24 protein-coding genes are annotated in these 25333 nt (G+C 52.6%); 12 read left to right on the top strand and 12 right to left on the bottom strand.

Translation table 11 applies throughout. The annotated features are described in order from the left end of the window. Window positions 1-15: 15 nt before the first annotated feature. The 4 genes from GNT65_RS14635 to GNT65_RS14620 all read right to left on the bottom strand — a co-directional run bounded on the left by GNT65_RS14635 (window position 16) and on the right by GNT65_RS14620 (window position 3970). A complete protein-coding gene (locus GNT65_RS14635; RefSeq protein WP_160797477.1) occupies window positions 16-1584 on the bottom strand; it encodes a sensor domain-containing diguanylate cyclase in 1569 nt (522 codons plus the stop codon). A 213-nt stretch (window positions 1585-1797) separates the two neighbouring features. Next, window positions 1798-2031 (bottom strand): hypothetical protein, encoded by a 234-nt coding sequence (locus GNT65_RS14630; protein ID WP_160797475.1) that lies wholly within the window; start codon window positions 2029-2031, stop codon window positions 1798-1800. Between the two features lie 173 nt (window positions 2032-2204). Continuing rightward, entirely contained in the window at window positions 2205-3032 is an 828-nt protein-coding gene (locus GNT65_RS14625; RefSeq protein WP_160797473.1) for a class II glutamine amidotransferase, read from the bottom strand. Then, entirely contained in the window at window positions 3017-3970 is a 954-nt protein-coding gene (locus GNT65_RS14620; protein WP_160797471.1) for an ATP-grasp domain-containing protein, read from the bottom strand. The genes GNT65_RS14625 and GNT65_RS14620 overlap by 16 nt, the downstream gene beginning before the upstream one ends. Before the next feature lie 206 nt (window positions 3971-4176). On the opposite strand from GNT65_RS14620, the gene GNT65_RS14615 reads away from it, so the two are divergent. Further along, window positions 4177-5949: an N-acetylglutaminylglutamine amidotransferase gene (locus tag GNT65_RS14615; protein ID WP_160797469.1), complete on the top strand. Its 1773-nt coding sequence runs from the start codon at window positions 4177-4179 to the stop codon at window positions 5947-5949. Between the two features lie 30 nt (window positions 5950-5979). On the opposite strand, the gene GNT65_RS14610 is transcribed toward GNT65_RS14615, so the two are convergent. Together GNT65_RS14610 and GNT65_RS14605 are read right to left on the bottom strand one after the other, a co-directional pair. Continuing rightward, entirely contained in the window at window positions 5980-6549 is a 570-nt protein-coding gene (locus GNT65_RS14610) for an SOS response-associated peptidase (RefSeq protein WP_160797467.1), read from the bottom strand. Window positions 6550-6688: 139 nt separating this feature from the next. Beyond that, the gene (locus GNT65_RS14605; protein WP_160797465.1) at window positions 6689-7351 is read right to left on the bottom strand and encodes a LysE family translocator; all 663 of its coding nucleotides are present in this window, start codon (window positions 7349-7351) and stop codon (window positions 6689-6691) included. Between the two features lie 538 nt (window positions 7352-7889). On the opposite strand from GNT65_RS14605, the gene GNT65_RS14600 reads away from it, so the two are divergent. Both GNT65_RS14600 and GNT65_RS14595 read left to right on the top strand, forming a co-directional pair. Continuing rightward, a complete protein-coding gene (locus GNT65_RS14600; protein ID WP_160797463.1) occupies window positions 7890-9608 on the top strand; it encodes a hypothetical protein in 1719 nt (572 codons plus the stop codon). Then, window positions 9601-10533 carry a hypothetical protein gene (locus GNT65_RS14595; protein ID WP_160797461.1) on the top strand — a complete coding sequence of 311 codons (933 nt, stop codon included), beginning with the start codon at window positions 9601-9603 and terminating at the stop codon, window positions 10531-10533. The genes GNT65_RS14600 and GNT65_RS14595 overlap by 8 nt, the downstream gene beginning before the upstream one ends. 81 nt (window positions 10534-10614) lie before the next feature. Here GNT65_RS14595 and GNT65_RS14590 read toward each other — a convergent pair whose 3' ends face one another. Continuing rightward, the gene (locus GNT65_RS14590; protein WP_160797459.1) at window positions 10615-11001 is read right to left on the bottom strand and encodes a ribosome recycling factor family protein; all 387 of its coding nucleotides are present in this window, start codon (window positions 10999-11001) and stop codon (window positions 10615-10617) included. Between the two features lie 178 nt (window positions 11002-11179). On the opposite strand from GNT65_RS14590, the gene GNT65_RS14585 reads away from it, so the two are divergent. From GNT65_RS14585 to GNT65_RS14570, 4 genes are all read left to right on the top strand, one after another. Further along, the gene (locus tag GNT65_RS14585; protein WP_160797457.1) at window positions 11180-11428 is read left to right on the top strand and encodes a DUF3297 family protein; all 249 of its coding nucleotides are present in this window, start codon (window positions 11180-11182) and stop codon (window positions 11426-11428) included. A 277-nt stretch (window positions 11429-11705) separates the two neighbouring features. After that, complete coding sequence (locus tag GNT65_RS14580) at window positions 11706-12749, top strand: substrate-binding domain-containing protein (protein WP_160797455.1); 1044 nt, start codon at window positions 11706-11708, stop codon at window positions 12747-12749. 155 nt (window positions 12750-12904) lie between these two features. Next, window positions 12905-13225, top strand: a complete 321-nt coding sequence (locus tag GNT65_RS14575; protein ID WP_160797453.1) for a carboxymuconolactone decarboxylase family protein — start codon at window positions 12905-12907, stop codon at window positions 13223-13225. Between the two features lie 284 nt (window positions 13226-13509). Then, window positions 13510-14577, top strand: coding sequence for an alpha/beta hydrolase (locus GNT65_RS14570; RefSeq protein WP_181006306.1), 1068 nt, complete (start codon window positions 13510-13512; stop codon window positions 14575-14577). Between the two features lie 118 nt (window positions 14578-14695). Here the strand turns inward: GNT65_RS14570 and GNT65_RS14565 are convergent, their stop codons facing one another. The 3 genes from GNT65_RS14565 to GNT65_RS14555 form a co-directional block, all read right to left on the bottom strand. Further along, a complete protein-coding gene (locus GNT65_RS14565) occupies window positions 14696-15919 on the bottom strand; it encodes an MFS transporter (protein ID WP_160797451.1) in 1224 nt (407 codons plus the stop codon). Window positions 15920-15972: 53 nt separating this feature from the next. Continuing rightward, complete coding sequence (locus GNT65_RS14560) at window positions 15973-16323, bottom strand: cyclophilin-like fold protein (RefSeq protein WP_244952194.1); 351 nt, start codon at window positions 16321-16323, stop codon at window positions 15973-15975. A gap of 104 nt (window positions 16324-16427) precedes the next feature. Further along, window positions 16428-16916 (bottom strand): (R)-mandelonitrile lyase, encoded by a 489-nt coding sequence (locus GNT65_RS14555; RefSeq protein WP_160797447.1) that lies wholly within the window; start codon window positions 16914-16916, stop codon window positions 16428-16430. Between the two features lie 216 nt (window positions 16917-17132). Between GNT65_RS14555 and GNT65_RS14550 the strand changes: the two genes are divergently transcribed. Beyond that, complete coding sequence (locus tag GNT65_RS14550; protein ID WP_160797445.1) at window positions 17133-18029, top strand: AraC family transcriptional regulator; 897 nt, start codon at window positions 17133-17135, stop codon at window positions 18027-18029. Window positions 18030-18052: 23 nt separating this feature from the next. Here the strand turns inward: GNT65_RS14550 and GNT65_RS14545 are convergent, their stop codons facing one another. After that, window positions 18053-19303, bottom strand: a complete 1251-nt coding sequence (locus tag GNT65_RS14545) for a serine hydrolase domain-containing protein (protein ID WP_160797443.1) — start codon at window positions 19301-19303, stop codon at window positions 18053-18055. A gap of 223 nt (window positions 19304-19526) precedes the next feature. Between GNT65_RS14545 and GNT65_RS14540 the strand changes: the two genes are divergently transcribed. The 4 genes from GNT65_RS14540 to GNT65_RS14525 all read left to right on the top strand — a co-directional run bounded on the left by GNT65_RS14540 (window position 19527) and on the right by GNT65_RS14525 (window position 22574). Then, complete coding sequence (locus GNT65_RS14540) at window positions 19527-20075, top strand: DUF2726 domain-containing protein (protein ID WP_160797441.1); 549 nt, start codon at window positions 19527-19529, stop codon at window positions 20073-20075. Window positions 20076-20321: 246 nt separating this feature from the next. Continuing rightward, window positions 20322-20762, top strand: a complete 441-nt coding sequence (locus tag GNT65_RS14535; protein ID WP_160797439.1) for a dCMP deaminase family protein — start codon at window positions 20322-20324, stop codon at window positions 20760-20762. Window positions 20763-20861: 99 nt separating this feature from the next. Further along, complete coding sequence (locus GNT65_RS14530) at window positions 20862-21194, top strand: hypothetical protein (protein WP_160797437.1); 333 nt, start codon at window positions 20862-20864, stop codon at window positions 21192-21194. A gap of 189 nt (window positions 21195-21383) precedes the next feature. Beyond that, complete coding sequence (locus tag GNT65_RS14525) at window positions 21384-22574, top strand: serine hydrolase domain-containing protein (RefSeq protein WP_160797435.1); 1191 nt, start codon at window positions 21384-21386, stop codon at window positions 22572-22574. Window positions 22575-22754: 180 nt separating this feature from the next. Here the strand turns inward: GNT65_RS14525 and GNT65_RS14520 are convergent, their stop codons facing one another. Next, window positions 22755-25169 carry a hypothetical protein gene (locus GNT65_RS14520; RefSeq protein WP_160797433.1) on the bottom strand — a complete coding sequence of 805 codons (2415 nt, stop codon included), beginning with the start codon at window positions 25167-25169 and terminating at the stop codon, window positions 22755-22757. Between the last annotated feature and the right edge of the window lie 164 nt (window positions 25170-25333).

Raw genomic sequence — 25333 nt, 5'->3', positions numbered from 1 at the left:
AGATAAAAGAGCGGATTAGGGCAATAGCTGGTTCTTCTGCCCCGTCTTGTGTTCATACATCAACTTGTCGGCCCGTTCTATTATGCTGTCGACATCGTCGGTATCGTGCAGCAGCTGGGTACAACCAAAACTCAGGCTCCACTCCTTGCCCGTCTTGCCTAGCCCCATGACGCCATAGGCGGCCTGGATCCGCTCCATGATATCGTTAGCACAACCGCCGTCACAGTCTACGAAGACGATCAAAAACTCGTCGCCACCGATGCGGGCAGCAAAGTCACCATTACGAATCGACATGTTGATCACCTTGGCTACCCCTTTTAGTAGGGCATCACCCGCCTCATGGCCATAGAGATCGTTAGTCTTCTTCAAATCGTTCACATCGATAAAACTCACCGCCAGCTCGGCCTTCTGGCGTCGGCTACGGCTGATACTCTTACCCAGGAAGTCTATGATGGCACTGCGATTATACAGGCCCGTCAGGGCATCGTGGCGGGCATCGAAGGTGAGCTGACTAAAGAGTTTCTGCTGCTCTACCTGAGAGCTAGCAAGCTTATAGGCCAGAAAGATAAACATGGGCGACACCAACAGGAAGGCGATGATGGCACTGTTGTTAAGATTCTTCTGCGCCGCCTGAATCTTGCTATCAGGTACAAACATGATCAAGAACGCACTTTCCTTGTTGATTATGTTAAACATTGAGTGAGGCGCAAGCTGAAAGCGACTGAAGTAATATTCGCCTTCGTCTGTCACCACCTTGCCCTGCTCCGCCTTCTGCATCTGGCGCCACACATTGGGATGCTCATCGCCAAATACCAGCTGCTCGCGCTCGGGGAACATGAAGCGCCACTCCTTGCCGGCCTCATCACCCTTAAGATAGAAACCCGCGCCGTTGAGCAGATACACCTTATCGTGGTCATGAACATTAAGGTCCTCGACGATCTCCAGCAGATCGTTACCGTTGTAATTAATCACCCCGGCTCCGATAAAATCCCCCGCCTGATCATAGATAGGCGTGGCATAGCGTATGGTGGGTTTTAGCGGTAACTCGACCTCGCCGTGCTCGACATTGAGATCGAAGGGCGACGCATAGATCTCCATAGGCTTAAGCCCGGCAAGCTCTCGAAAATAGTAGCGATTCGCCTTATTTTGTAGCGCCTCTTCGGGCACCAGATACAGGCTGGCATCCCTCTTCTGCTCGATACGGATCACCTCGTCGCCCTTGTCATTAAGCAGGCGGATCTGATCGTAATGCTTGTAGAGGTTACCGATTTGAAACATCAGAGAGGTCAAATAGTTTTTCGCGGCGAGATTTTCCTGCTGCAGAGTGGATATGGCCAGCTCACTGTGAGCATAGTAGGCTAAATCTGTCCCCACTATGTTGAGCTCGGCCAACAGGCTCGCCCGCATATTACCCAGCTCGGCATATTGGCGCATCTCCCGATCCCGGGAGATATTGCTGCTCGACGTCATATAAACAATGGCCAGCACAACAGACAGAAACAGCAGGAGCAGCAGTGAGTACAGCATACTCTTCTTGTATTTGGCGTAGGTCAGGTTGATTTCCTGAGAGTCATCTCTATCCATAACGGCGATATGTTTCTACTCAATCAGATTTAAAGATAGGGCCTTAAGCGGCGACCTCATTTTGGGGCTAGTATAAATTACTTTACCTTTCAAAACCTTAACCTTTTACGAATAACCGACGCTTAAATTCGACGTTAGCTAACCAAATATAAGAATCGGCGAGCTGGCTGACAAGCCCGAATGAGATGAGAAGGGAAACAAGTCGGGCTAGCCTTAGTCATCAGACTTGCCCGCTTCGCGCTTAACCAGGATAAAGGTGAGATACATCTTGGTTGGCAGCGAGAGTACCATACCTAAGGCCACACAGACGGCGCTGATGATGATCCCTGTCACCCCCATGTCTTCCATGGTGTCGCTAAAATTATGTAGATAGATACCTAGCAGGATCAGGCTGAGCCCGATGACGATACAGACCTTTAGCAGCCGAATAAGCTTATCATCTGTCACCAACGCCTCCTTTAACCCACATATCAAAACTCCCTAATATACTGACCAGTTATCAAAGCATTGGCATTGATTCAGATCAAAAGGATTTCTGTGGCCACAACCTGGAGGCAATTCTTTATTGAGCCGGCTCATTGTGAGACAAGTGGCAACAAGACCTGCATATAACTTATACATCAAAGGAAGGCTTCGCTACTCACCTGATTCTCTTCTATAGTCGCAAAAGTATTGGCGGGGATAGGTTTCCATTTCTCACTAGCCTTGTCCAAAGGTTCGGAGACGACCACAATACTGCCCTGTGGCATGAGCTCAAATTGATCGTCAAAATCTTGAATACACTCAGTATCCGACGAATAAAACTGAGTCATCGCCTCCTCGTTATGGGAAAACCTTAACGTATAGAGCCGGTCACCATCGGAGAGGGCACAAGAGAGATTCAACACCCCCTTGGGATTGACCCGCTCTAGGGCTACCAACACCCGTTCGACCATCTTCTGCAGTGCCAACTTAGGTGTTTTCTGTAAGCCATATGTCAGCGCCAACATAAAAAATGTCTCGCTATCTGTGGTGCCTCTCAGGTAGGGGTATAACTCAGGGGCTATCTCCAACTGAAGCTCACGTCGAATCTTCTCAAAATCACTGACATGACCATTATGCTGAAACAGCCAATTTTCAAATTGAAACGGATGACAGTTGGTGCGCTGTACATCACCTGTAGTCGTCGCCCGTATATGAGCGAAGAAGATATGCGACTCCACCTGATGGCAGAGGTTTTTCAGGTTTTCATCATGCCAGGCGGGCTTATCATCCCTAAACACCCCAGGTTCGGCACGTCGATTGTACCAACCAACACCAAAACCATCGCCATTGGTGCTTAGCAACACCCCAGCCGGGCTGATGTTTAACTCACTATTTAGACTCTGGGCTACCAGAGAGTGACTCGGCTGAGTCACTAAGGTATCCAAGAAAATGGGCCGTCCAGAGTAAGCTAGCCATCGGCACATAGCAGCTCTTCCTCCTGCCGTGATAAGGCGACCGTCAAGGTCTGCTCTCGATAAAAGCCCTTTGCCTCTCTCAGGGTATAGTCGATGATGGCGGCGGCGATGTTACAATCAGTGACAGTCTCGAGGCCCTGTTTACCGGTAAAATCAGGCGATACATTGATCTCCAGCAACAGTGGCCCGCGAGAGGAGCGCACAAAGTCGACGCCAGCAATGTTGACGCCTATGCTTTGGGTCGCCCTTAATACCACTTCCTCCTCTTCCTGGGTCAACCCCACAGCTGCAGAGTGAGCACCCAGGGAAACGTTGGCTCTAAAGTCATCGTCCTGAGACTCCCTTTGCATCGCGGCAACCACTCTGTCCCCAACCACAAATGCTCGAACATCCTGTCCGGCCGCCTCGGCAATAAACTCCTGAATCTGATAACTGACTCCGGCCAGTGAGAAGGTCTTACACAGATTATCGACCTCCTTTTTAGTTTTAGCTAAAAATACTCCTGTGCCTTCTGTACTCTCGATCAGCTTCACTACTATCGGCAGCTTCAGATGACCAACCAGGGTCTCTAAATATTCTGGAGTATAGGCAATGGCGGTGGCCGGAAATGGCAGTCCCTTACTCAAAAGATATTGCAGACACTTAAGCTTATCCCTCCCCAGGCGCAATGCCTCCGGTGATTCGCTGACATAGATTCCCGCGCAGATAAATTGCTGCAAAATATTGATGCCGAAATCTGTGTAGGAAACATTTAACCTGGGGATCACAATATCAAACTGATTCGTAATTACTTCATTTTGATAGTAAATTTCTGGGTTATTGGGGAGCAACTCAATACTAAATTGGCGCAGGTCGAGCAGAAAGGCGTCATGTCCCTTGGCGCGAGCTACTTCAACCAATCTGTTGTCATCATCAACTTGATTAGTTGTCAGGATAGCTATTTTCATAAGTCCTTCATTAGTTTTTTGGTGAACAAATTTTCGACTTGTTTAAAAGTGTAGCAGCCTCAGCTCAGATTGCCCCCACCAATTTATTTCCTGGTAAAACATTAAAATGATTCACCTCTTTTGACTGATTTCACTTGAGAAACCAGTGAGTTTTACTAATGTAAATAGTTATAACTGATATTAATTTCAGCTTAACAGGAGTAATTATGTGCGGGATTGCCGGAGAACTCTCTTTTACCAATGCGGTCGAGGTAAACCATGTCGCCACCATGCTGGATAAACTGGCACCAAGAGGGCCGGACGGACAGGGCCTCTATAGCCAAGGGGCCTGCTGTCTGGGCCACAGGCGATTAAAGATCATCGACCTGAGTGAACATGGCGCCCAGCCTATGGTTGACGCCGAGCTAGGGCTTACACTGGTATTCAACGGCTGCATCTACAACTACCGCGCATTACGGGCCGAACTGACAGAGATGGGCTACCGCTTTTTCTCCCATAGCGACAGCGAGGTGATACTCAAAGCCTATGCTCAATGGGGTCGCCGATGTGTCGAAAAGTTCAACGGCATGTTTGCCTTCGCCATTTATGAGCGTGATACGGGACGACTCTTTATCGCCAGAGACAGGTTGGGCATAAAACCCCTCTACTACCTCAATAATGGCCACAGCCTGATATTTGCCTCCAGTTTGCCAGCCCTCCTGCGTCACCCCGCCGCCGATACCGAGATAGACCCTCAGGCCCTCAACCACTACCTCTGTTTTCGGGCCATCGTCGGCGACAAAACCTTATTCAAACAGATCCACAAACTCGAGGCAGCCCATTGGATGCTGGTGAGACCCGACGGCCAGGTTGACCACCAGTCCTACTGGCACCTCTCACCAGGCTCTAGCCTTGAGACGGAAACCGAGGAGACCTGGTCTCAACAACTGGAACAAAAGCTGTATGAAAGCGCCAAACGCCGCTTAGAGGCCGACGTACCTGTGGGGGTTCTCCTCTCCGGTGGCTTAGATTCTTCATTGATTGTGGGGCTGTTGCACGAGCTGGGACAGAAAGAGATCCATACCTTCTCAATCGGCTTTGATGATGTCGAAGACGAGTTGGGTAATGAGTTTAAATACTCAGATCTAATCGCCGAGCACTACCAGACTCGACATCAAAAGATAACGGTCAGTCACAGTGAACTAATTACCCACCTGCCCGACTGCGTGATGGCAATGTCTGAGCCCATGGTGTCTCACGATGTGATCGGCTTCTATCTGCTGTCTAAAACCGTCAGCCAACACGTCAAGGTGGTTCAGAGTGGTCAGGGGGCTGATGAGGTATTTGGCGGCTATCATTGGCATCCCCCTATGGTCGATGCCACTACCGAAAATGAGGCGCAAACCTATCAGGATGCCTACTTTTCCTGGCAATATTCAGAATACCAACAGCTCGTCGCCGAGCCGCTCCTCGATGGCGACCATGCGGGCGATTATGTACGAAACTACTTCGCCCAGTGCCCGGCCGAACTCGCCATCGACAAGACCCTGATGCTGGATACACAGGTAATGTTAATCGATGACCCTGTTAAGCGAGTCGATAACATGACCATGGCCTTCGGGCTCGAAGCCAGAGTCCCCTTCTTAGATCATGAACTGGTGGAACTGGCCAACCGTATCCCCTTTGAGCTAAAGCTCAAGGAAGGGGGGAAATACCTACTCAAACAGGTGGCGAGACGCATCATACCCCATCAGGTGATAGACAGGCCCAAGGGCTACTTCCCTGTCCCTGGCCTGCGTAACATGCAGGGCCCCTATTTAGCCCTCGCTAAAGAGGTCTTTTCCCGTCCAGAAGCCAGAGCAAGGGGGATCTTCAATATGGACTATATCGACGCCATGCTCGCCAGCCCAGAGCAACAACTCACTCGCTTCGGCTCGCGTCTGTGGCAGGTCACACTCTTAGAGCTCTGGCTACAGCTTCATCTGGACAAAGATACCTAGCCTCTCGCCAACGCCAATGAGCATGGCCCCCTAGCAAGCTTGAATCAAAAGCGAGATCTCGGGGGAGTTGAGCAGTGCATCCAGCTCATGGGGCTGAGAATGAAACCAGAAATCCACCGCCTGGGGCGCGACAAGTAGCGGCATGCGATGGTGATAGGGCGCGCAGCTGGCAATCGGCTTAGTGGTCAGGGTCACCAGGGCGTGGCGGCCATCAAGCTGGGGATAGAGGATCCCAGCCATCAAGAGCGGCTGCTCGTCGCGCCCCTGAAACAGGTATTTGTGTTTAACAGCGCCCGCCTGCTGCCACTCGAACCAGCCGCTACAGGGCACCAATACTCTGTGCTGAGCAAACGCCTGAGCGAAGGTGCGTTTCTGCCGCACCGTCTCGGCCTGAGCGTTGATCAACAGCCGCTTGGCCCAAGCTGGCTTTATCCCCCAGCTGGCATCGATCTGCTTGAGCGCCGCCCCATCCAATGCAATGGTCGCCACCTGCTGGGTCGGCCTGAGATCCCTGTTGGTCTCGCTATGGAACTTAATCCCCAGCTGACCCGACACCCAGTCGCACAGGGGATCGCTTATCACGTTGAGTCGCCCACACATTGACTGTTCCCTCTTTAGCAAAAGTTTCACCCGCTTATTACCCCATACTCGCAGAAGCAGGCTAACTAAAACAATAAAGAGACATGAAAAAGGCTGCGATGCAGCCTTCGTCTATACAACTAATGTTGACAATCTATACTCACAATCTGGTTGTCGCCAACTTAGCACCAAAGCCCAGGAATACGCCTCCCGAGAGGTAACGTATCACCCTCGCCGCCCGGCGACTGCTCAACCAGGCTCTAAATCTCTGCGCCATCAGGATCACCACGGAAAACCAAGTGGCAACCACTGTGGCCTGAATCGCGCCGAGCAGCAGGCTATCACTCACCACTCTGTCCAATGACACAAACTGCGGGAAAATAGACAGATAAAACATGATGATCTTTGGATTAAGCATATTGGTCAGAAAACCTTTGCTAAAACTACGCCACAGCGCCTCCGCGCCCGGCCTATGACGCTCCCCCTTAGTCTGCCTCTCATCCTGAGCCGACTCGGTAACAACTAATTGTCGGGTATGCCATCCGGCTCGAATGCTGCTCAAGCCCAGATAGATGAGGTAGAGGACACCTAGATACTTGAACAGCATGAATGCCCAGCTTGACTGACTCAACAGAAGGCTCAGGCCATGAGCCGAGACAAAGGCATGCACCAGGAAGCCACAGCTCACACCAAGCACATTACTCCATGCCAAGGCGCGGCTTTCGGTTAAGGCGGTAAACAGCACTAACAGTGCGTTAGGGCCAGGAATGATGGCAATCATAAAAACTATGCCAGCGAAGACAACAAGGGTATCAATACTCATAATGACTCCTAGAGACCATAACCAGGTCTCTTTAAATCTATGCACGGACCGACAGGCTGCATTGGTCGAACACTCGTCGACGCAACCTAGGTCAAATTAACTTGTGGGGTTAGCTAACTGGCTAACCGCGGCGTCATGCCAATCAGCCCTGTGGTGGGCAGCGATTAGCTCGCACACAAGCGGTGCATGGGGTCATTACGACTTCCTTTTTCTGCAAAAATATCGATGGATTCTGATTCAGCAGATTAACCCGCTAGCAATAAAGGCACAAGCAGGCTAATCGACTGCATGAAATTTTTTCGCTCACTTTCCTTCCCAGACATATCTACCTAAATATCGAGACGGGTCCAATCATGCCGAAGCGAGAAATTGTTAATCTTCTGTGATTAATCACACACTTAGGCTGGTGCTTAGGTTTCTTTTCAATTCGGCTAAAGGTATAGTTTTTAACAAACGTAACCCCAGATCATGGCGCCGCCTAGTCAATCACTCAATCCAACTTGCGCCATGACACCTCAGCTCGGACACGGAAGAGATAATGATAAAACTGATCATTCTTGGCTGTTTTGTGGCATGGATGTTTATTCGCAAGCTCAGCAAGTCTAAACCCGACTCGATTTGGCGACTCAAACTAAGACGACTCGCCCGCTACCTGATGCTCGGCGCCGTCGCCTGGTTTGTGGTCGTCGCCTTCGGCTCGGTAAAATATCAGATCTACACAGACAAGATATTTACCTACAAGAGCAAGGTACAGACAGTGTTTGCCTGGGAAGAGAATCGCCTGCTCCCCATCAAGGCGCTGGCCAAGCCGGTGTTGCTGTCGCTGGATTACCAGACCAGCTACCCCATGAGCAAGACCACAGAGAAGTCCCTCAGCCAGCAATTCCCTTATGAGCCCCGTTCTCAGGGGCTTAGTCAGTTCTTAGGCACCCTGCTGCTTCTCATCTGGCTCACCGCCTACCTGTCTCGCCACCGCCATACCGACAAGCGCTGGCAGGAAGCCGTCAGCACTGACACCAAGGCAGGCTATCGCGACTTCTTAACCTGGGCGCGCAGCAACCCCCTCAGGCGAGCCCACTGCACCGGCATGCTCAAGAAGGCGGATATCGCCATGCAATCTATCGATCAGCGCGGGCGCCTGAAACTCGAGATGTACCGCAAGGGCTGGGCCGAGAGGGGACTCAACGCCGAGTTCCTTGACATGCTGCACAGAGTGATTCAATCGGGTCATTCGCAGATCAGCATCAAGGCCGCGCATACCCCCTGTCGTAAGTCTGCCGCCGAGATCGACGATATCAATATGCTCGTCTCCGGCTGGAGTGGCTTAGATCCTAAGCTCTTCATGCAGCGCTACTATGCCAATCGCAAGGCGCGCGCCGAGCAGAAGGCCGAGCCCGATGCCTTCGAGGCTCAGCTGCTCAAGACACCTGAGCACCTGCGTTTCACCTATCCTGAGCCCCATGTCGCCAGCAGGCTACTGGAGAAACAGCTTGCCAGCGTGCTAAACCAGGGCAAGAAGCGCTTCCTTGGCGACGAGCTGGTGCAGTTCATTCCCCATAGCGAGATTGGGCTTAAACAGCCTAACGTACGCCTGGAATTCAGCTACATGCAGTCGCTCAACACCCAGCAGGGTAAGCGTGCATCCGGCGTCTGGACGGGAGAGCTCAAACACAAGACGATCACCATGGGCGACACCGAATATCCGGGTGGCAACATGCTCTGGCTGGTATTTGGGCTGGTGTTCGAATGGCGACTGCTGATAGATGAGCAGGAGGTTGCCAAGGGAGAATATAAATGTTTCCCCGATTCCAACGTCTGTAACATTAGCCGCCCAACCCAACAAAAGATGCCGGAAAAGGCGGAGATCGAGAGACATATCTTCGATGTGGTCGCCCTCTCTAACATCAGCTCCCTCTTCGCCCAGATGATGGGCATGAGTGAAGAGCGCATTAACGCTCATATTATCGAACTGAATAACCAGACGGCCTTTGAGGTAAAACGCCAGACACAGGCGTCAAACAAGTTGGCCGATAAGCTCGAAGATGCCCTCAGAGGCGAGGCGCTGGACGAGCTGATCAAGAGCAGCGGTGAGGAGCTTTACCGACAAAACAAGGAGATGGTCGATGCGGTCATTCGCGACTATATCGTCAATCACGGCGATACAGATACCGTGTTGATGATTATCGACCTACTGGGCGATGCCGCACCAGAGCTGGCCGCAGGACTGCTGCAGATCATCGGAGGTTCAGATGAATAAATGGATTTTACCTTGCTGCACGGCGCTGCTACTGCTGCTCTCTCCCGAGGTCGCCCACGCCGATCTGAAGCAGAAGATCAAAGACAAGATTGAAGACGGCATCTTCGAGGCCTTCGCCGGTGAGCTGGCCAAGCTGCCCGGTCTGTCACACCTGATCGCTCAGGTGGAGAGCAACCAATATCAGCTGGTGACCGCCAATAAGAATGCCGGCATGTTGGATCTGGGCCGCAACTCAGATCTCGACAAGGCGACCCTGTCGCGTCGCGCCAATGGTGCAGGTTTCGAGATAAGCCGCCAGGCCTATCTTGCGCCCGGCACCTACTGGCTCAAGGCCAGCCCCAAGGACAAGAAGAAACAGGCCATCTCGCGCAAGATCTATGTCCAGGCCAAGCGCCGCAGCATCACTAACCTCACCTTCTGGGAGAAGGGCCGTAAGACCTTCCCGCTGCAGGTAGTGACCCAGCCGACCACGGCTAAGGTCAGGGTGATGAACATAGGGCCCAAATATGAGTTCGGCATGCCGCTCGCCGCCGGTAACTACAAGCTGGAGATCAGCGACAAGGGCTATAAAACCCGTAAGCTTACGGTGAGACTGGACCACAACCAGAATCAATTTGGTGTCAGCCTGCAGCCCATCGGCGGCAAGACGGTCGAAGCTGACACGGCCAGCGCCAATGACAGCAAGGCGAGCGTTAAGGACAGCGAGCCGGCACAAACCAGCGCGATTAAACAGGCCGAGAAATCGATCGACGCCGAGTCAGATAAAGACTCAGGCAAGGCCAAGAAGAAACCATCCTCCACCATAGAGGCGATCGTCTGGGTCTTGATGATCGGCGGCTTTATCTTTATCTGCTGGCTCACCTACAAGCTATTCACCTTTATCTTCACCCTGATGGGCAGCGCCTGGCGCAAGCTAAGCGCCTAGCGTAAGCGGTCAAAGAGACTCATCACAAAGGGGGATAGCCGATTTGGCCATCCCCCTTACTTTTTCCCTTGAAAACTGGGCTTAGCTATCGGCATCGAACCTGGCCTGGCGCGCCTCGATGATGCTGCACTGGGTCTGCTCCATCAGCTCTCCCAGGGTAATGCCCGGGGTCTCGTGGATCATACGTACCAACTTGACCGACAAGGGTTCTAACTTGTCGGCGTGTGGCAAGAGCCCCGCCTCGAGCTTGCCAATCAGATAGGGTGCCATCGCCGGCTGACGCTGCTTCAGCGCCAGGGTGAAAGACTGCACATCTACCGCACCGCCTGTCAGTTGCCAGTTGCGCGAACGCCGCACCCGCTTCAAGCTACAGCCAAATTCAACCGCCAGGATCTGCGCCTGTATCACCTGCTCCCGCCCGATGCGATGGATCAGCGAGGGCAAGGCGATGACGATTGCTTCATTCATGGCGACAAACTCCTCTAGATATGGGCGGCAACGGTAAAACAGGCAGGCCATTTTTCCAGTCCCCACACAAAAACTCAAGGTAAAGGCGCAACCGCCGGTCTACAGCCTGTTATATCTTGAGCCCACCAACACTATTGCCTACAATAGCGCACAACTCATTTGATTAAAGATAACTACTATGACCGACACTAAATCACTACCTGCATTGCCCGATCGCCTATCTGTCAATCCACGTAGCCCACACCATGTGGCCGACTACTTCGAGCACGACATAGGCATTCTCGTCAACGGCAAAGAGCGCTTCAACGTCGAAGAGTATTGCGTCAGTGAAGGCTGGGTGAAGATCCCTAGCCCTAAGGCCCTGGACCGTCACGGCCAACCGCTGATGATTACAGTCAAAGGTAAAATCGAGGCTTTCTATAAATAAAGCGGCAAGCTTAGATAGAGTCACGACACTAAAGGGAAGCTAGGCTTCCCTTTTTCATGCCTGCTCTGAATCCTAAGGCGCCGACACCTTGAGCCCGCTTAGTTTTACGAATCTTTATCGCCAAAAATTCTTGATCCAACACATATCTTTGGCCGTATCACTCTGCTACATTTGGTTATCAAAATGTGAAATATTGGCCTGGCTTGCTTTGGCTATGCTTATCAAGACTTTAGTTACTAATACCTTAGCTACTAGGAAATGGATTCGAGGGGCTATTGTGACTCGGTTACTCATCACACTCATCTCGCTGACCCTACTGGCCACAGCTACGATCAGCGCCAATCTAAGTGCCAAGACACTGAGGTTTGCCGTGGTGCCTAAGTTTTACGGCGCCTTCTTCGATCAGAGTAAGCTCGGCTGCCAAGCCGCCGCCAGACAACTCAAGGATGTTGAGTGCATCTATCTGGGGCCAGAGATCTCCAGCGTACGCCTGCAAGATAAGGTGATCGAGCAGCTTATCGAACAAGGGATAGACGGCATCGCTGTGGCCATCACCCAGTCCAAGTTTCTCGCCGAGAACAGCCTCACCAAGGCCAAGGCCGCTGGCGTCCCTGTGATCACCTATGACTCTGATTTCGACGCCCCGACCCTGATCGAGCATCAAGATCTTCGCCGCGCCTATATCGGCACAGACAACTATGCCTTTGGCCTTGCACTGGGCGAGCAGCTCAAAAAACTCAGGCCCAATGGTGGCACCCTAATCATCCAAACCGGCCGCCCCGACTCCCCTAACCTCAACCAAAGGATCATGGGCATTCGCAGCGCACTGTCTGGCAAACGTTACACCACCCCGCCCGGTAAGCGCCTACAGAACGACAATGGCTGGACAGAGCTCAGGGAACCTTTCTCCAACTTCGATCAGCTCGGTCAGGCGCTGAGGCAGATGGAGTCGGTCATGAAAGGCAAACCCATCAAGGCCGACTCCTTTATCGCCGTAGGCGGCTGGCCGCAAAATGATGAAGCCCTGTATCGCAAGATGATAGCGCCATATAAAATTAAACTAAATAACAAAGAGATAGTCGTAATCATCTCGGATGCGGCGCCGCCACAGCTCGCCTTATTGCAAGACCGCCTTGCCCATACCAACATAGGCCAGAGCCCCTATGAGATGGGCCGCCAGTCAATCTTTACCCTGCACAAAATCGTCAGCAACCAGGCGTTCGAACAGATCGTCTACACTCCCATCAAGCTCTGCACGCCCGAAAACGCCGAGACCTGCACCAAGAGTGCCAGCGACTCAATCGCTCAGAGACAAAAATAGGCAGGGCCTTAGCCCTGTATAGCCCCTCTCCTGACACACCTAAATTCGATATCTCGTACGAATAAGCAATGATGCGACAGTTTCAGGCAAGCGAAAAAACCGAGTACCGGCCTAGCATAACCAATGAACAGACTCATTGTATTTAGGAGGCCGAGATGTCTAAGACACCAGGTGTCGCCCAACAAATTTTTGGCGAGTTTGCCCCCAAGCTCGCCCAGCTAACCGACGAGGTACTCTTCGGCCCAGTATGGGGTGGAGATGAGCTATCCCAACGAGACAGAAGCCTGATCACTGTGGCCGCCCTCATCACCCAGCACAGACCCGACCAACTGCGCTTTCACCTCGCCAAGGCAAGAGAGAATGGCCTGACGGAGCGGGAGCTGATTGAGGTGATCACCCAACTGGCGTTTTATGTCGGCTGGCCAAGCTCGATGACGGCGATTCAAGTCGCCCAAGAGGTCTTCGCCGAATCCTAAACGGATTTGAGAGACCTAACCCACCTCACCAGTCTCGGGACAAGGCAACCTAGCCCCATTGCCTTGCCCTGGCCTACCCAGTCCTACCGCTCGCACTCAGGCAAGCAAGATCATCGCTAAGCCAAATCCCAAAACTTCCCCCTCAAAACCTAATGCAAAACCTAATGCAAAACCTAGACTTCGGAGTTTTAGGCAAGCATGCACGATTTTCGTGTATTCAAGCCACCGGCCAAATTATCGACAATTTAGCCATGGCCAATTTAAACCATTATGCAGGAATCAAGATGAAGAGAACGCTAACCGCATTGGCCCTTGCGACCCTAATGGGCTCAGCAGGCTTAGCCTCTATCGGCGGCGCCATCGCCGCCGCATCCGACTATCAACCAGACCTATCCCGAGGTGCCAACAATTTCTATCACAGCGAGCAACTCACCATGAAGAAAGTTACCTTTAAGAACCAGTACAAGATGAATGTTACCGGCAACCTCTACTTGCCGAGCAATATCAAGCCCGGTGAGAAACGCGCCGCCATCATAGTCGGCCATCCCATGGGCGCGGTCAAAGAGCAGAGCGCCGTACTCTACGCCCAACAATTGGCCGAGCGAGGCTTTATCACTCTGGCTATCGATCTCTCCTTCTGGGGCGAGAGTGAAGGCGAGCCGCGTAACGCAGTTTTACCCGACATGTACGCCGAAGACTTTAGCGCCGCCGTGGACCTCTTAGGCACCCGCGACTTCGTCGAGCGCGAGCGCATAGGTGTGCTTGGTGTGTGTGGCAGCGGCGGATTCGCCATCAGCGCCGCCAAGATAGACCCACGTATGAAGGCCATCGCCACTGTGAGCATGTACGACATGGGCGGCTTTAGCCGTCATCTGTATGGCAAGGTGCAAACCCTTGAGCAGCGCAAGCAGATCATCGCCGCGGCGGCCAAGCAACGCTACGTCGAATTCACCGGCGGCGAGACCCAGTACACGGGCGGCCCCCCCCATGAAGTAGATGAAAACTCTCACCCTATCGCCAAGGAGTTTTACGACTTCTATCGCACGCCAAGGGGTGAATACACGCCTGAAGGCTCCTCGCCCGAACTGACGACACATCCCACCCTAAGCAGCAATACCAAGTTTATGAACTTCTATCCCTTTAACGATATCGAGACTATCTCGCCGCGCCCGTTACTGTTTATCGCCGGCGAGCATGCGCACTCTATCGAGTTTAGCCAGCAAGCCTATGCCCTCGCCGCCGAGCCCAAAGAGCTCTACCTGGTGGAGGACGCCGGCCATGTCGACCTTTACGACAGAGTAGAGCTGATCCCCTTCGATAAGATCAGCGCATTTTTCACCAACCACCTGTGATTTATCTCTGGCATGACACAACATCCAACTTAACGGATTAGCCATCGAACACAGCTAAGCTATAAGGCGCCCATCGGCGCCTTTTCTCTCTTGCATCTCCATCTCAAATCTCCTCCCGTCAAACCACCTCTGCCGCCCGCCCACAACCTGGAATCGCCTCTAGCCAGAATGATGACACCGTGGCAGCGATGGCCGCCGCCACGCCCAGAAGCACACAGCCGATACAGATCTGAAACACGCTAAAGCTGCTTGCCGCCTGGCAGGCCACCAGCCCAGGCACGACGGCGCCAGCGTAAGAGATCACGAAGACACTCGAGAGCAGCCCGGCCCTTTGCTCCACGGCTAGGCCCGCCAGCAAGACATTAAAGCAGGCCGTGGTCGCCGCTCCTTGGGCTATGCCCACCAGCAGGCTGGCGCACAAAAAGGCTAGCAGCCAGCCACTGTCCAACGAAACGAGAATCATCAACGCCGCGCCGATATAGAGCAGCATGCCAAGAAGCACCGCCCGCCTCGGCGTCAGGCCACTGGTGAGATAGCCGCCCATCGGCGTCAGTATCATCACAGAGGAGAAAGCCAGCGCAGCCAGGATGGGACTGTTAGTGCCAAGCTGCTCGGCAACAATCGACGGACCAAAGGCTTGATAGAAGGCGCCCAGCGACCAGGTAGCAACTACCACACAGGCCAGGGTCAGAAACGCCCATTTTCGCATGGCCGGAAAATAGAGCCGCGGACGCAGCGAGGCCAGTGCACTAACATATCCATCAGCACCTGCACGCGACTTGATACTTTCAGGTGAGAATAAAAACAAGAGTAAACAGAGAGATAATATGGCAATCAGCAAGATGAAGATCAGCATCCTAGGCATGGGCGCCCAGGTGACTAAGGCCCCGCTCACAATGGCGCCACTTGAGATACCTATCATGGGAGAGGTACTGGTGATCGCCGCGACTAACCAGGCCGGGCGGCCGCGAGAGGTATCCACCACATAGGCGCCTATGCTGCCGGTGGCGATACCACAGGCAAAGCCTTGCAGCGCCCTGGCGGCAAACAACACAAGGATATGCTGCATATTGAGCAACAAACAACAGGAAGCCACTGCACACAGCAGCGCGGCGAGGGCCATGGGCTTGCGACCAACAACATTAGACAGACGCCCAAACACGATAAGCGCCGTGGCGGCGGAAAAAAAATAGCCTAAGGAAACCAGACCAAGATCTGCATTAGAAAGACCATCGTCTAGCCGGTAGCTATTAAATAGCGATATGGGGGCGCCGGCTGTCGCAAACACCAAGATCAGCGCCGTTGCGGCAATCACAAATGCACTGCCCGTTGCTAACCTCATGGTGTACTACTCCAGTTTCCTTAGACTAAAACTGCAATGATGAAACCTGAAACTTACTCTGCCGCCTCGATCACCACCTCAAGGCTATCCGCCATGATGAGCCCGCCGAGATCGCCACCGATATGCGCTAATGGGATCAACCCGGCGGCGTAGCCAAAATCGCGATAGAAAATGGCCAGATTACCCCAAGGGGCGTAGTAACAGATATCGCCCAATCTCCCCTTAGCACCTGGGGGCGCCGAGTCGGTTGTCAGCTTACGCGGCAGATACGCTATCTTCTCCGTTTGGGCGTAATCTTTCAGGGTGAACCGTTGCGGCAACAGGGCATAGAAATCATGTGCCGTTGGGTTATCGACCAAGGTGGCGCATAGGCGTTCTCCCTTAACCACAAGTTGAATCTTCATCGTCATCGCCCGTCTCTGATTATCGAAAGTGTGCTTACCCCATGCTGGCGCTACCGAAACAGGGTCTGCCAAGGATTGGTGCGCCAACGAATGGTTCGCGTCACTCAATGCCCCTCATACTGGGCGGCCCTGACCGGCTCAAGCCAGTTTACGACGCTGCCCGCTTTCGCCTCCTGCACCGCGATATGGCTCATCGCCGTCTTGTCGGTGGCGCCATGCCAATGCTTCACATTGGCCGGGATCTGCACCACATCGCCTGGGGCTATCTCGACGCGCTGACCATCCCATTGCTGCACCCAGCCCAGGCCGCTGGTAACGATTAGGGTTTGACCTATGGGATGGGTATGCCAATTGGTGCGACTGCCCGGCTCGAAGGTGACCATGGCGCCCGAGGTGCGGCCCTCACCCTTGGCGCCGAACAGAGGCTCGACCCGCGTCTTACCGATGAAATAGGGCTCCAGGCCCTGCATAGGCAGCTGAGTGCCATTGCTCGCGACGCTGATCGATGGCGGCGAGAGCGTCTCTCCCACCACCTGGCCACTCAGGCCCAGAAAGGATGAGGAAATAACGAATGCAGAGATGATGGATTTCATAGACCCTCCTAGCGGGAGCAAAACGACACGCTGGCATGCACCAGAGCAGATGGGCACCATTCTTCCAGCTTGCCGGGGCGATCTATAGTCTATTACTGGCAAATGCTTGCCTAATTCTCCGAAAAGGCAGATTAATCCGTTAAGTGCCAGCGCGATTGGCTTACACTTATTGCAACGTCAAACATCCATTCCCCGGCTATCAAGGAGGCCATACCGATGCAAGAAAAAGTGATTCAGTCTCTCTCAGCGGCCATCGCCAAAGAGGTCGAGCACCGCACTCAAGGAGTCGACTGGTGCGAAACCGAGATCGCGGGGTTGGACTTTTATCGCCAGTCGGCGCCCACCAGCTGCTCAGTCTGCGTCGTCGAGCCCAGCATTGCCCTGGTGGTGCAAGGGGCCAAGGCAATGACCCTGGGGGAGCAGACCTTTCGCTACGATCCGTCACGCTTCTTAATCACCTCGCTGGATCTGCCCGCCAAGATGCAGGTGTTAGAGGCCAGCCAAGAGGCGCCCTATCTGGGTGTGGTCATCAAGTTGGATCTGGCGGTGATGAGCGACCTCATGTTGCAGACACCGCTAACAATGCAGAAAGAGACGGCATCGGATCAGGGGATGATATTAGGCGCCACCACACCTAAGTTACTTGGGGCTATCTCACGCCTGGTTAACCTGCTGGATGAACCCGAATCCATTGCCGTGCTGGCGCCGCTGATTAAACGTGAGATCTATTGGCGCGTGTTGATGAGCGAGCAAGGCGCCCGCCTACGCCAGATTGTCTCGGCCGGTAGTCACGGGCTGCGTATCGCCCGCACCATAGAGTGGCTCAAGGTGCATTACGACCAGCATCTTAGCGTCGACAGCCTGGCGGACATGGCCAGAATGAGTAAATCCACCTTTCACCACCATTTTCGCCAGCTCACCTCCATGAGCCCGCTGCAATATCAAAAACGCCTCAGGCTGTTAGAGGCGCGCCGCCTCATGCTGGGGGAAGATATCGACGCCTCGGCCGCCGCCTATCGCGTGGGCTATGAGAGCCCATCGCAATTCTCCCGGGAATATTCCCGCCTGTTTGGCGCCTCCCCCAAGAAGGATGTGGCAACCCACTGGCAGTAAGCTGCTGGATTTATTCAGAGATTTTAGTCTACCGGCCGGTAGAGCTGATTGATGAGCGCCGCCGCAATCGTGGTGGCAGGGTCACGCCCATCCACGCTAGGTGCCAGGTTAGTCCAGACCACCAGGGTCACCTTGTTTTCTGGGTCATGGCCCATGAAGGAGTTATAACCCGGCAGCTCGCCGGTATGACCATAGAGCTGGCCGAACTTAGCGATACCCAGGCCATAGTAGGCGGTGTTGGGATTGTCGGAATCGATAGGCTTTACGCTGGCCAGACGCAGTTTCTGCATCTCCTCATTCAACAGCTTGCCGCCAACCAAGGCCTCGACCCAGACCTGCAGCTCCCTGGCGGTAGAGATCCCCGCACCAGCCGCCCAGCCCCAGGAAGGATTAGCATGTGTCTGATCCCCTGGCGTTATTACCCCATCGCGCGCCTCCTGCTGCATCGCCTCAGGCAGCGCCCCGTCCATGGTCAACACATTGGTGCCATACATAAAGCCGTGGGCGTAGGGCTCGGGCAGCACGTTATCGGTGATCTCAGGAAACAGGGTTTGTGTCATGCCGAGTGGCGCAAACAGGCGGCGCTGCATGATCTCAGGCAAGGTGCTGTCATCCAGCTTCTGGGCGATCAGGCCAAGCAATACCGTATTGGTGTTGGAATAACCAAAGGCGGTGCCCGGCGCAAAATCCAGCGGATAGTCGAAACTCAGCTCAAGCAGCTCAACTTGAGTCCAGGCCTTGGTGGGATCCTGATCTAAGGTCTGATTTAGCGCTAGTGTGGTGGTGTAGTTATGTAGGCCACTCTCCATCGACAGCAGCTGAGCTATGGTGATCTGCTCACCCCTCGGCACGCCAGTCCAGTGCATGGCCACGGGGTCACCTAACTGAAGCTTACCCTCCTGCACCATCTGTAGAATGATAGTACCAACCCAGGTCTTGGTATTGGAGCCAACCCGCAGATGCTGTTCGAAACGGGTCGGCTCGCTGCCGCCATACCGGCTCACCCCGTAGTTGTATTCAAAGTTCCCCTTGGGAGTATGCAGTATCACCACGGCGCCGGGCACCAGCATATCCTCGGCCAGCTGCGCCACCATCTGCTGCATCTTGGCCGTGTCGATGGCGTTAAGCGCCTCCTTGTCGTCACTGTTGCAACCGCTGAAAGCGGCGCAGATTGAAGTGACCAGCAAGGCACTCACCAGGTTGCTCACCAATGCTTTTAAGCCAGCTTTATCCATTCTAGAGTTGCGCCGTTCCCAGGTATTTTTCAACATCATTCACACTCCCTTTGTCATCCTGCATCCAGGATCCGAATCCTAGCAAGCCTAAAAACCGACCATCCATTGCAATACCCCAAGCTAGTCCGGTTTCGATTGGGATTCAAGCTAAGTTGGCAAAGCCGCGATTGAAAAGCCTGCGAGTTGAAAAAGTGATGGACAAGGCTTATTGTGCAAACAACTCAACTCGGCAATGACGCCAACCTCGAGAGATGGATATTCGATGAACCTCAACCTTTTATTCGCAATGGCCTTTGGCTTTATCATCATTTTGAGCCTGCTGTCGCGACTAGGCAGTAGGCCCAGCAGCCGCCACTACCAATATCGTAAACATAAAGCCCTGTTTACCCCTGCCGAGCGCTCATTTCTGGGGGTGTTAGATAACGCCATTGGCGAGCAATACCGTATCCTTAGCAAGGTACGCATTGCCGATGTGATCACTCCAGAAAAAGGGATGACGCGCCAACATTGGCAAAATGCCTTCAACAAGATCTCCGCCAAGCATTTTGATTACGTTCTCTGCGATAAGCAGACCCTAGAGGTTATCGCGGCCATCGAGCTCGACGACAAGAGCCACAAGCAGGCCAAGACCATAGCGCGCGACCAGCTGGTGGAAAATGCCTGCCACACAGCGGGGCTTGCTCTGATTCGGTTCGACGCCAAACGCAGTTACCATGTCGATAGCGTAAGAACCACTATTGCATCGACACTCGAGCCCGAATTTGAGCCCGAAATTGAAACCATTCCCTTAATAACTGCGAGCAGAAATTGAAACCATTCCCTTAATAACTGCGAGCAGAAATTGATCGGCCAGGGCCTTGGAAAATAGCCAATGTCATCCCCATGATTTTTATGAGTTAGTCTTGTTGACTCAATACCTATGAATAAAGGCGAGAACACTCAATCCGTCAGACTTTACTTTGTGTTGAGCGCGGCTTGATTTATTATTGTTCTCGATAAAGAATTGTTTTTGGTTAAGTCAATATATTCAGCCACATAGAATAGGAACCCTAAGTAGATGATGAGCAAATGGGCGATACGTTTTTTGCAAATGGCCGAACTGGTAGCCTCATGGAGTAAAGATCCCTCCACCCAGGTGGGCGCCGTAATCACTGAAAACAACCGAATTGTCTCGTTAGGCTTCAATGGCTACCCGCGCGGGATCTCCGACAGCGCCGAGACAGATAACCGTGAGATGAAACTGCTCAAGACACTGCACGCCGAAGAGAACGCCATTCTCTACGCCAAGCGCGACCTTAGCAGCTGCGAGATCTGGGTGACCCACTTTCCCTGCCCCAACTGCGCCGCCAAGATCATCCAGACTGGGCTAAAAATAGTGCACAGTCCGCAACCCAGCGACGACTTCCTTTCCCGCTGGGGCGACAAGATCAAAGTCAGCCAGGATATGTTTGACCAGGCTGGCGTCGAGGTCGATTGGATGCAGGTTGAACCATCATAACCTGAGTGATTCATGCCCTCGGGGCACAAATGCCTCCTCGAGTATGAAACCGTAAAATTAGGGCTAATGGATTTAGCCCTTCTAGTCTAAGGAGAGATGATGAAATCAAGATCTAACACCTCAAAAGCCCGCCACGCAGAATCACTGATCAAGATCGGTGAGAATATCCATAACGCCATTATCCTCACCTTATTTGTCGCCCCTATGATCTTTCTCAGTAAGCAAGTTATCGAAGGGAAAGTGGCCGGTATATCAGGGCTGTTGATGTTAATACTCGAAAACCAATGGCCACTTCTCTTGCTGTTTTTGCTAATGCTCCCCTCTACCTATTTAGGCGTGAAATTTAAACATTGGGGATTCGACATTCTTGATGAACTCGATGGTGCAACCGGAAAAGAAGACGATAGCCATCAAACACCAGAGCTAAGCTAACACACACCATCACAGATGCTCGCTAACTTCCCCTCTGCTCCCAATGAGACTGCCCCCTAAACACTTAATGTAACAATTGGAAATATGTAAGTGTTGGAATACATAGCAAATCCCCTTTATTGTCGATAAAGCGAACAGCATAAAAGTGACTTCTCAGGGACAGGACATAAGAAGAATAGGAGCAACACCATGAAGCTTAACCATTCCACACTCACAATGATGTTTCTTGCTTTGGTTGGATGCTCGGTCAACAACCAAGAATCGACAGCCGCCAATCAACAACTCGCTCGTCAGCAGGCATTCGAAAACACCATTCGTTCAATCGATAGCGATGGTAACAGCAGCGCGTTAGCCAATACTTTGAAAGCCCGAATGAAGGCTTATGGTGTCCCGGCGGTGAGTATTGCAGTATTTGATAACAACCAGGTTATCTGGTCTAAGGGATACGGAAAATCAGACATAGCCTCGAACCAAAAAGTAACCACCGAGACCCTATTTCAGGCGGCTTCCATTTCAAAAGCGGTCACCAGTGTCGCAGCGTTTAAAATGATTCAGAACAGCAACTTTAAGCTTAATCAAGATGTGAACTTAAAACTAAAACGCTGGCAGGTACCCGAAAATCAATTTACTCAACAGCAGAAAGTCACGCCAAGTCGCATCATGAGCCATACATCTGGGCTGAATGTCTCCGGATTCGAAGGTTATGCCCAAAACCAAACGCTCCCGTCCGTAGTTCAAATATTACAAGGCAGTGACCTGAGTAACTCCCCTGCCGTCAGGGTCTTTCAAACACCGGGGGAATCTGAGTATTACTCTGGCGGGGGCATGACAGTCTTACAACTCTTGATGGAAGATACAAGTGAGCAGCCTTTCTCACAACTAATGCAACAGTTGATACTCAAGCCGTTGAATATGAAGCAAAGCTCATTCGAACAACCTAATGAACTCCAGGACCAAATTGCAAAAGGATACGATAGCCAGCAAACCATGATTGAAGGAGGCTACCATCTCTATCCAGAGAAGGCTGCGGCGGGTCTATGGAGCACGCCCACCGACTTGGCAAAATTTATGATAGCACTGGGTAAAGCCTACCGTGGCGAGGATGAAACTTTGCTATCACAACAATCGGCCAGAACAATGTTAACCAGAGTACCCGGCGCGGGTGGAACAGGCATAGGAATAGATGGTGAAGCAGACGCTTTTCGCTTTAGGCATAGCGGCGGAAACGCCGGATACACCTGCTATGCAGTTTCTTTTGCAAATTCGGGAAGAGGCTTCGTTGTGATGACAAACTCGGACAACGGTTTCCAATTAATCCACGAAATATCCAGAGCCGTTTCAGAGGTTTATGGTTGGCCTGCATTGTGGATGCGTGAATAGTGCCATTGCCGTCTCGCGACTTTTAACCAAGGCCATTAATACCAGCTACTCCATAATTGCGTCGCTGGCGATGATAAGACAATGAAGCTAGGGGCTTCGCCGCGTAGTTGACTCAGGCCAATGAGCAGCCCAAAAAATCAGGCACCTTTCGGTGCCTGAAACAATTTACAGCCCTTAGCTTTAATTCACCAAGTTGAAACTGCTGCTGGTCGGCACACCATCCCAACTGCCACTGACATCGGTGACGCTAATGGTATAAGTGCCTAGCGCCGTACCACCATTGCCTTTCTTGTTGGGCGCAGCCGTTTTCCAGCGGACCTCAGCAACTCCATTACTGTCACTGGCGCCGCTAACAAGGGGAAAACTTTCCAGCGTCGCAGTGTTGGTCACATTCATACTGACTAGGGCACCTTCCTCTAGCTCGCCACTGGCTTCCTGTACCAAGGCTCTAATGACCACCTCATCACCCACAGTAATAGTGCTTGAAGCGATATAAGTGGTTGTCTGAGACTTGCCTTTGCCACTTTGCTGTAAATACCCGGTACTGATACTGCTCACCCCCAAGGTATCATCGGTCACAGGTGCAGAGCCCCACGTGATTGACGCCATCAACTGCGGCTTAGCCATGCCGGTATTGAGCCAAGCTTCCAGCATATTATCGCCTTCGGCGCCGAGAAATGTGCTCTGGCGATTATTGGCCAAGTGGAGGAACTGGATGTACTCCCAACTGGTGCCTTGGTAAAGCAGGTCGATAGTGGCATACACAGCACCAGCCGGAGGATTGAGAGTCAGCCGATCATAATAGTCATACACACCGCCAACACCGGGATCGCCAAATTGATTGGCGGGCACCGGCAGCGCGTTGCGTCTTTTAGCCTCATCGAAGCTCATGCCATAGGGAGGAATACGATTGTCGGCCACCACACGATTGTTTAACGCAAAGTGAAAACTCTCCGCCACATTGTCGGCACTACCAGCGGCTAAATCCGCCAGAGTCGTTACCACCTCACCACTCAAGCGGTCATAGGCTAGCGCTATATCACCGCTGACCCCTAAGGATACTAACCGCTCAGCCCAGGCTTGGGTGATCCCATAATGCGCCGAATAGATACGGGTATTGGCACCAGTTAAATCCACTATCGATTCCACTTCAACAGCAGTGCCACCGGCAGGATTCGCCACTGTCACACCTATCGGCCCATAAGCGCCATCTTCACGTAACATTTGCTCGTCACCGTCATACCACTTGATGTTAAGCCACATACGCCGACCTTCGGGATAACCCGAGATCAGTTTATGCCCGGTGAGATTCACCACAGTGACCAGATTACCGTCCACACTCAAGTTGGCCGCCTGTTGCAGATGCTGCTTCGCCCTTTCGGTCGCCAGATCGATAGCCGACAACTGCACCGCTGTCAGCCCATCACCCAGCCTTAGCTGCGAGCGACTATCCTGATATTTGATGACATCGCCAATCCAGCTGTTACCGCCGGTAAAGTCATGTTGCGGCAAGTCTTTACGCACTTGGACACCGCGCTTATTCGCACCGGCGCCTTGCACTGGCCGCATGTGACAGCTCTGACAGCTGAAATAACGAATATCACCATCGGCATAATTACCGCCGGTTCCCGCTAATAGCGCAGCTTGATAGGTCTGCTCAATCGCGCCGCCTGGATGACGTAAATTTTCAGGCAGAGACAGAAAGTCAGCCACCTGTGTGGTGGGAAATGCACTGGCTTTATACTCGCTAAAGGTGCGCTCAACCACCCCATAGGCATAAGGAGGATTATTAAACGCGGCCTTATCAACCACAGAGCCGCCCACATTTGGGGTTCCACTGGCGTCCTGAGAGGAGATCACCAGCGGCGCTCCGGGCTGCGTGCCATTACCCGGGGCTAAATCGCCCACCACAGGGTTGGAAACATCATGACAGGAGCCACAAAAATCCACATGGCGATGAAACTTAGACTGCATAAACTGATGACGGGCATCGGCATCGACATAAGGGCCTAACTTGGCGCTGCTGGCATTCCAGAGTGACAAGATGCCGCTACCGTAGAAACCTTCATCGGCACTTTGGCATGTGCCCGACGGCGCTAATGTCTTATCGCTACAGTTAGCGATAAAGGGTGCTGTCATCGCACCTTGCAGCACGGGATCGGAATTGTCGGTGTTGGTCATCACATGGCAGGTATCGCAATCCACGCCATTGTCATCCATCGCAGGAATTCCCGAACCATCGGTTGGGGTTGAATGCCCCTCATACCAGCCTTTGGTGCTGTGGCAGCGGATACAAAAATCCCCTGCGCCATCAAAATCTTGCTCTGCCACCGCCATGGTCGCCCAGAAGATCGGATCGCGACTGGCATTGGCCATGGCACTACCGCGCCAGCCCGTAGCAGGCTCATATTCAGGATTGGTTTTGTTATAGCCAGAGTGGCAGTTATCACACTTATCCGGTGACTCAAAGTTGCCTGCTTGCCCCTGCTGAGTCCCAGGCATCTGCACTTCGGTAGGCACCACATCTGCCGCAAAACATTGAGCGATGAGCAAGCTCGCGCCAAGCGCGATAAAGGGGAGTCTATTGAACATCATATTTGCCTCCATTGATTCTAAGCTGTGGAAAGGCGACAGCTAACGATTAAATTTTAACCAATGGGGTTTATCTAATATTGACCTACCTCAAATTAGGTAAGCTTTGTTATAACATTGTGAACATACTGCCATGAGCATTAGACCCTTAATGACTTAGCGTCATA

The organism is Shewanella insulae (genome assembly GCF_009831655.1).
GTDB lineage: Bacteria > Pseudomonadota > Gammaproteobacteria > Enterobacterales > Shewanellaceae > Shewanella > Shewanella insulae.
This window is presented reverse-complemented; position numbering and strand designations above follow the sequence as displayed.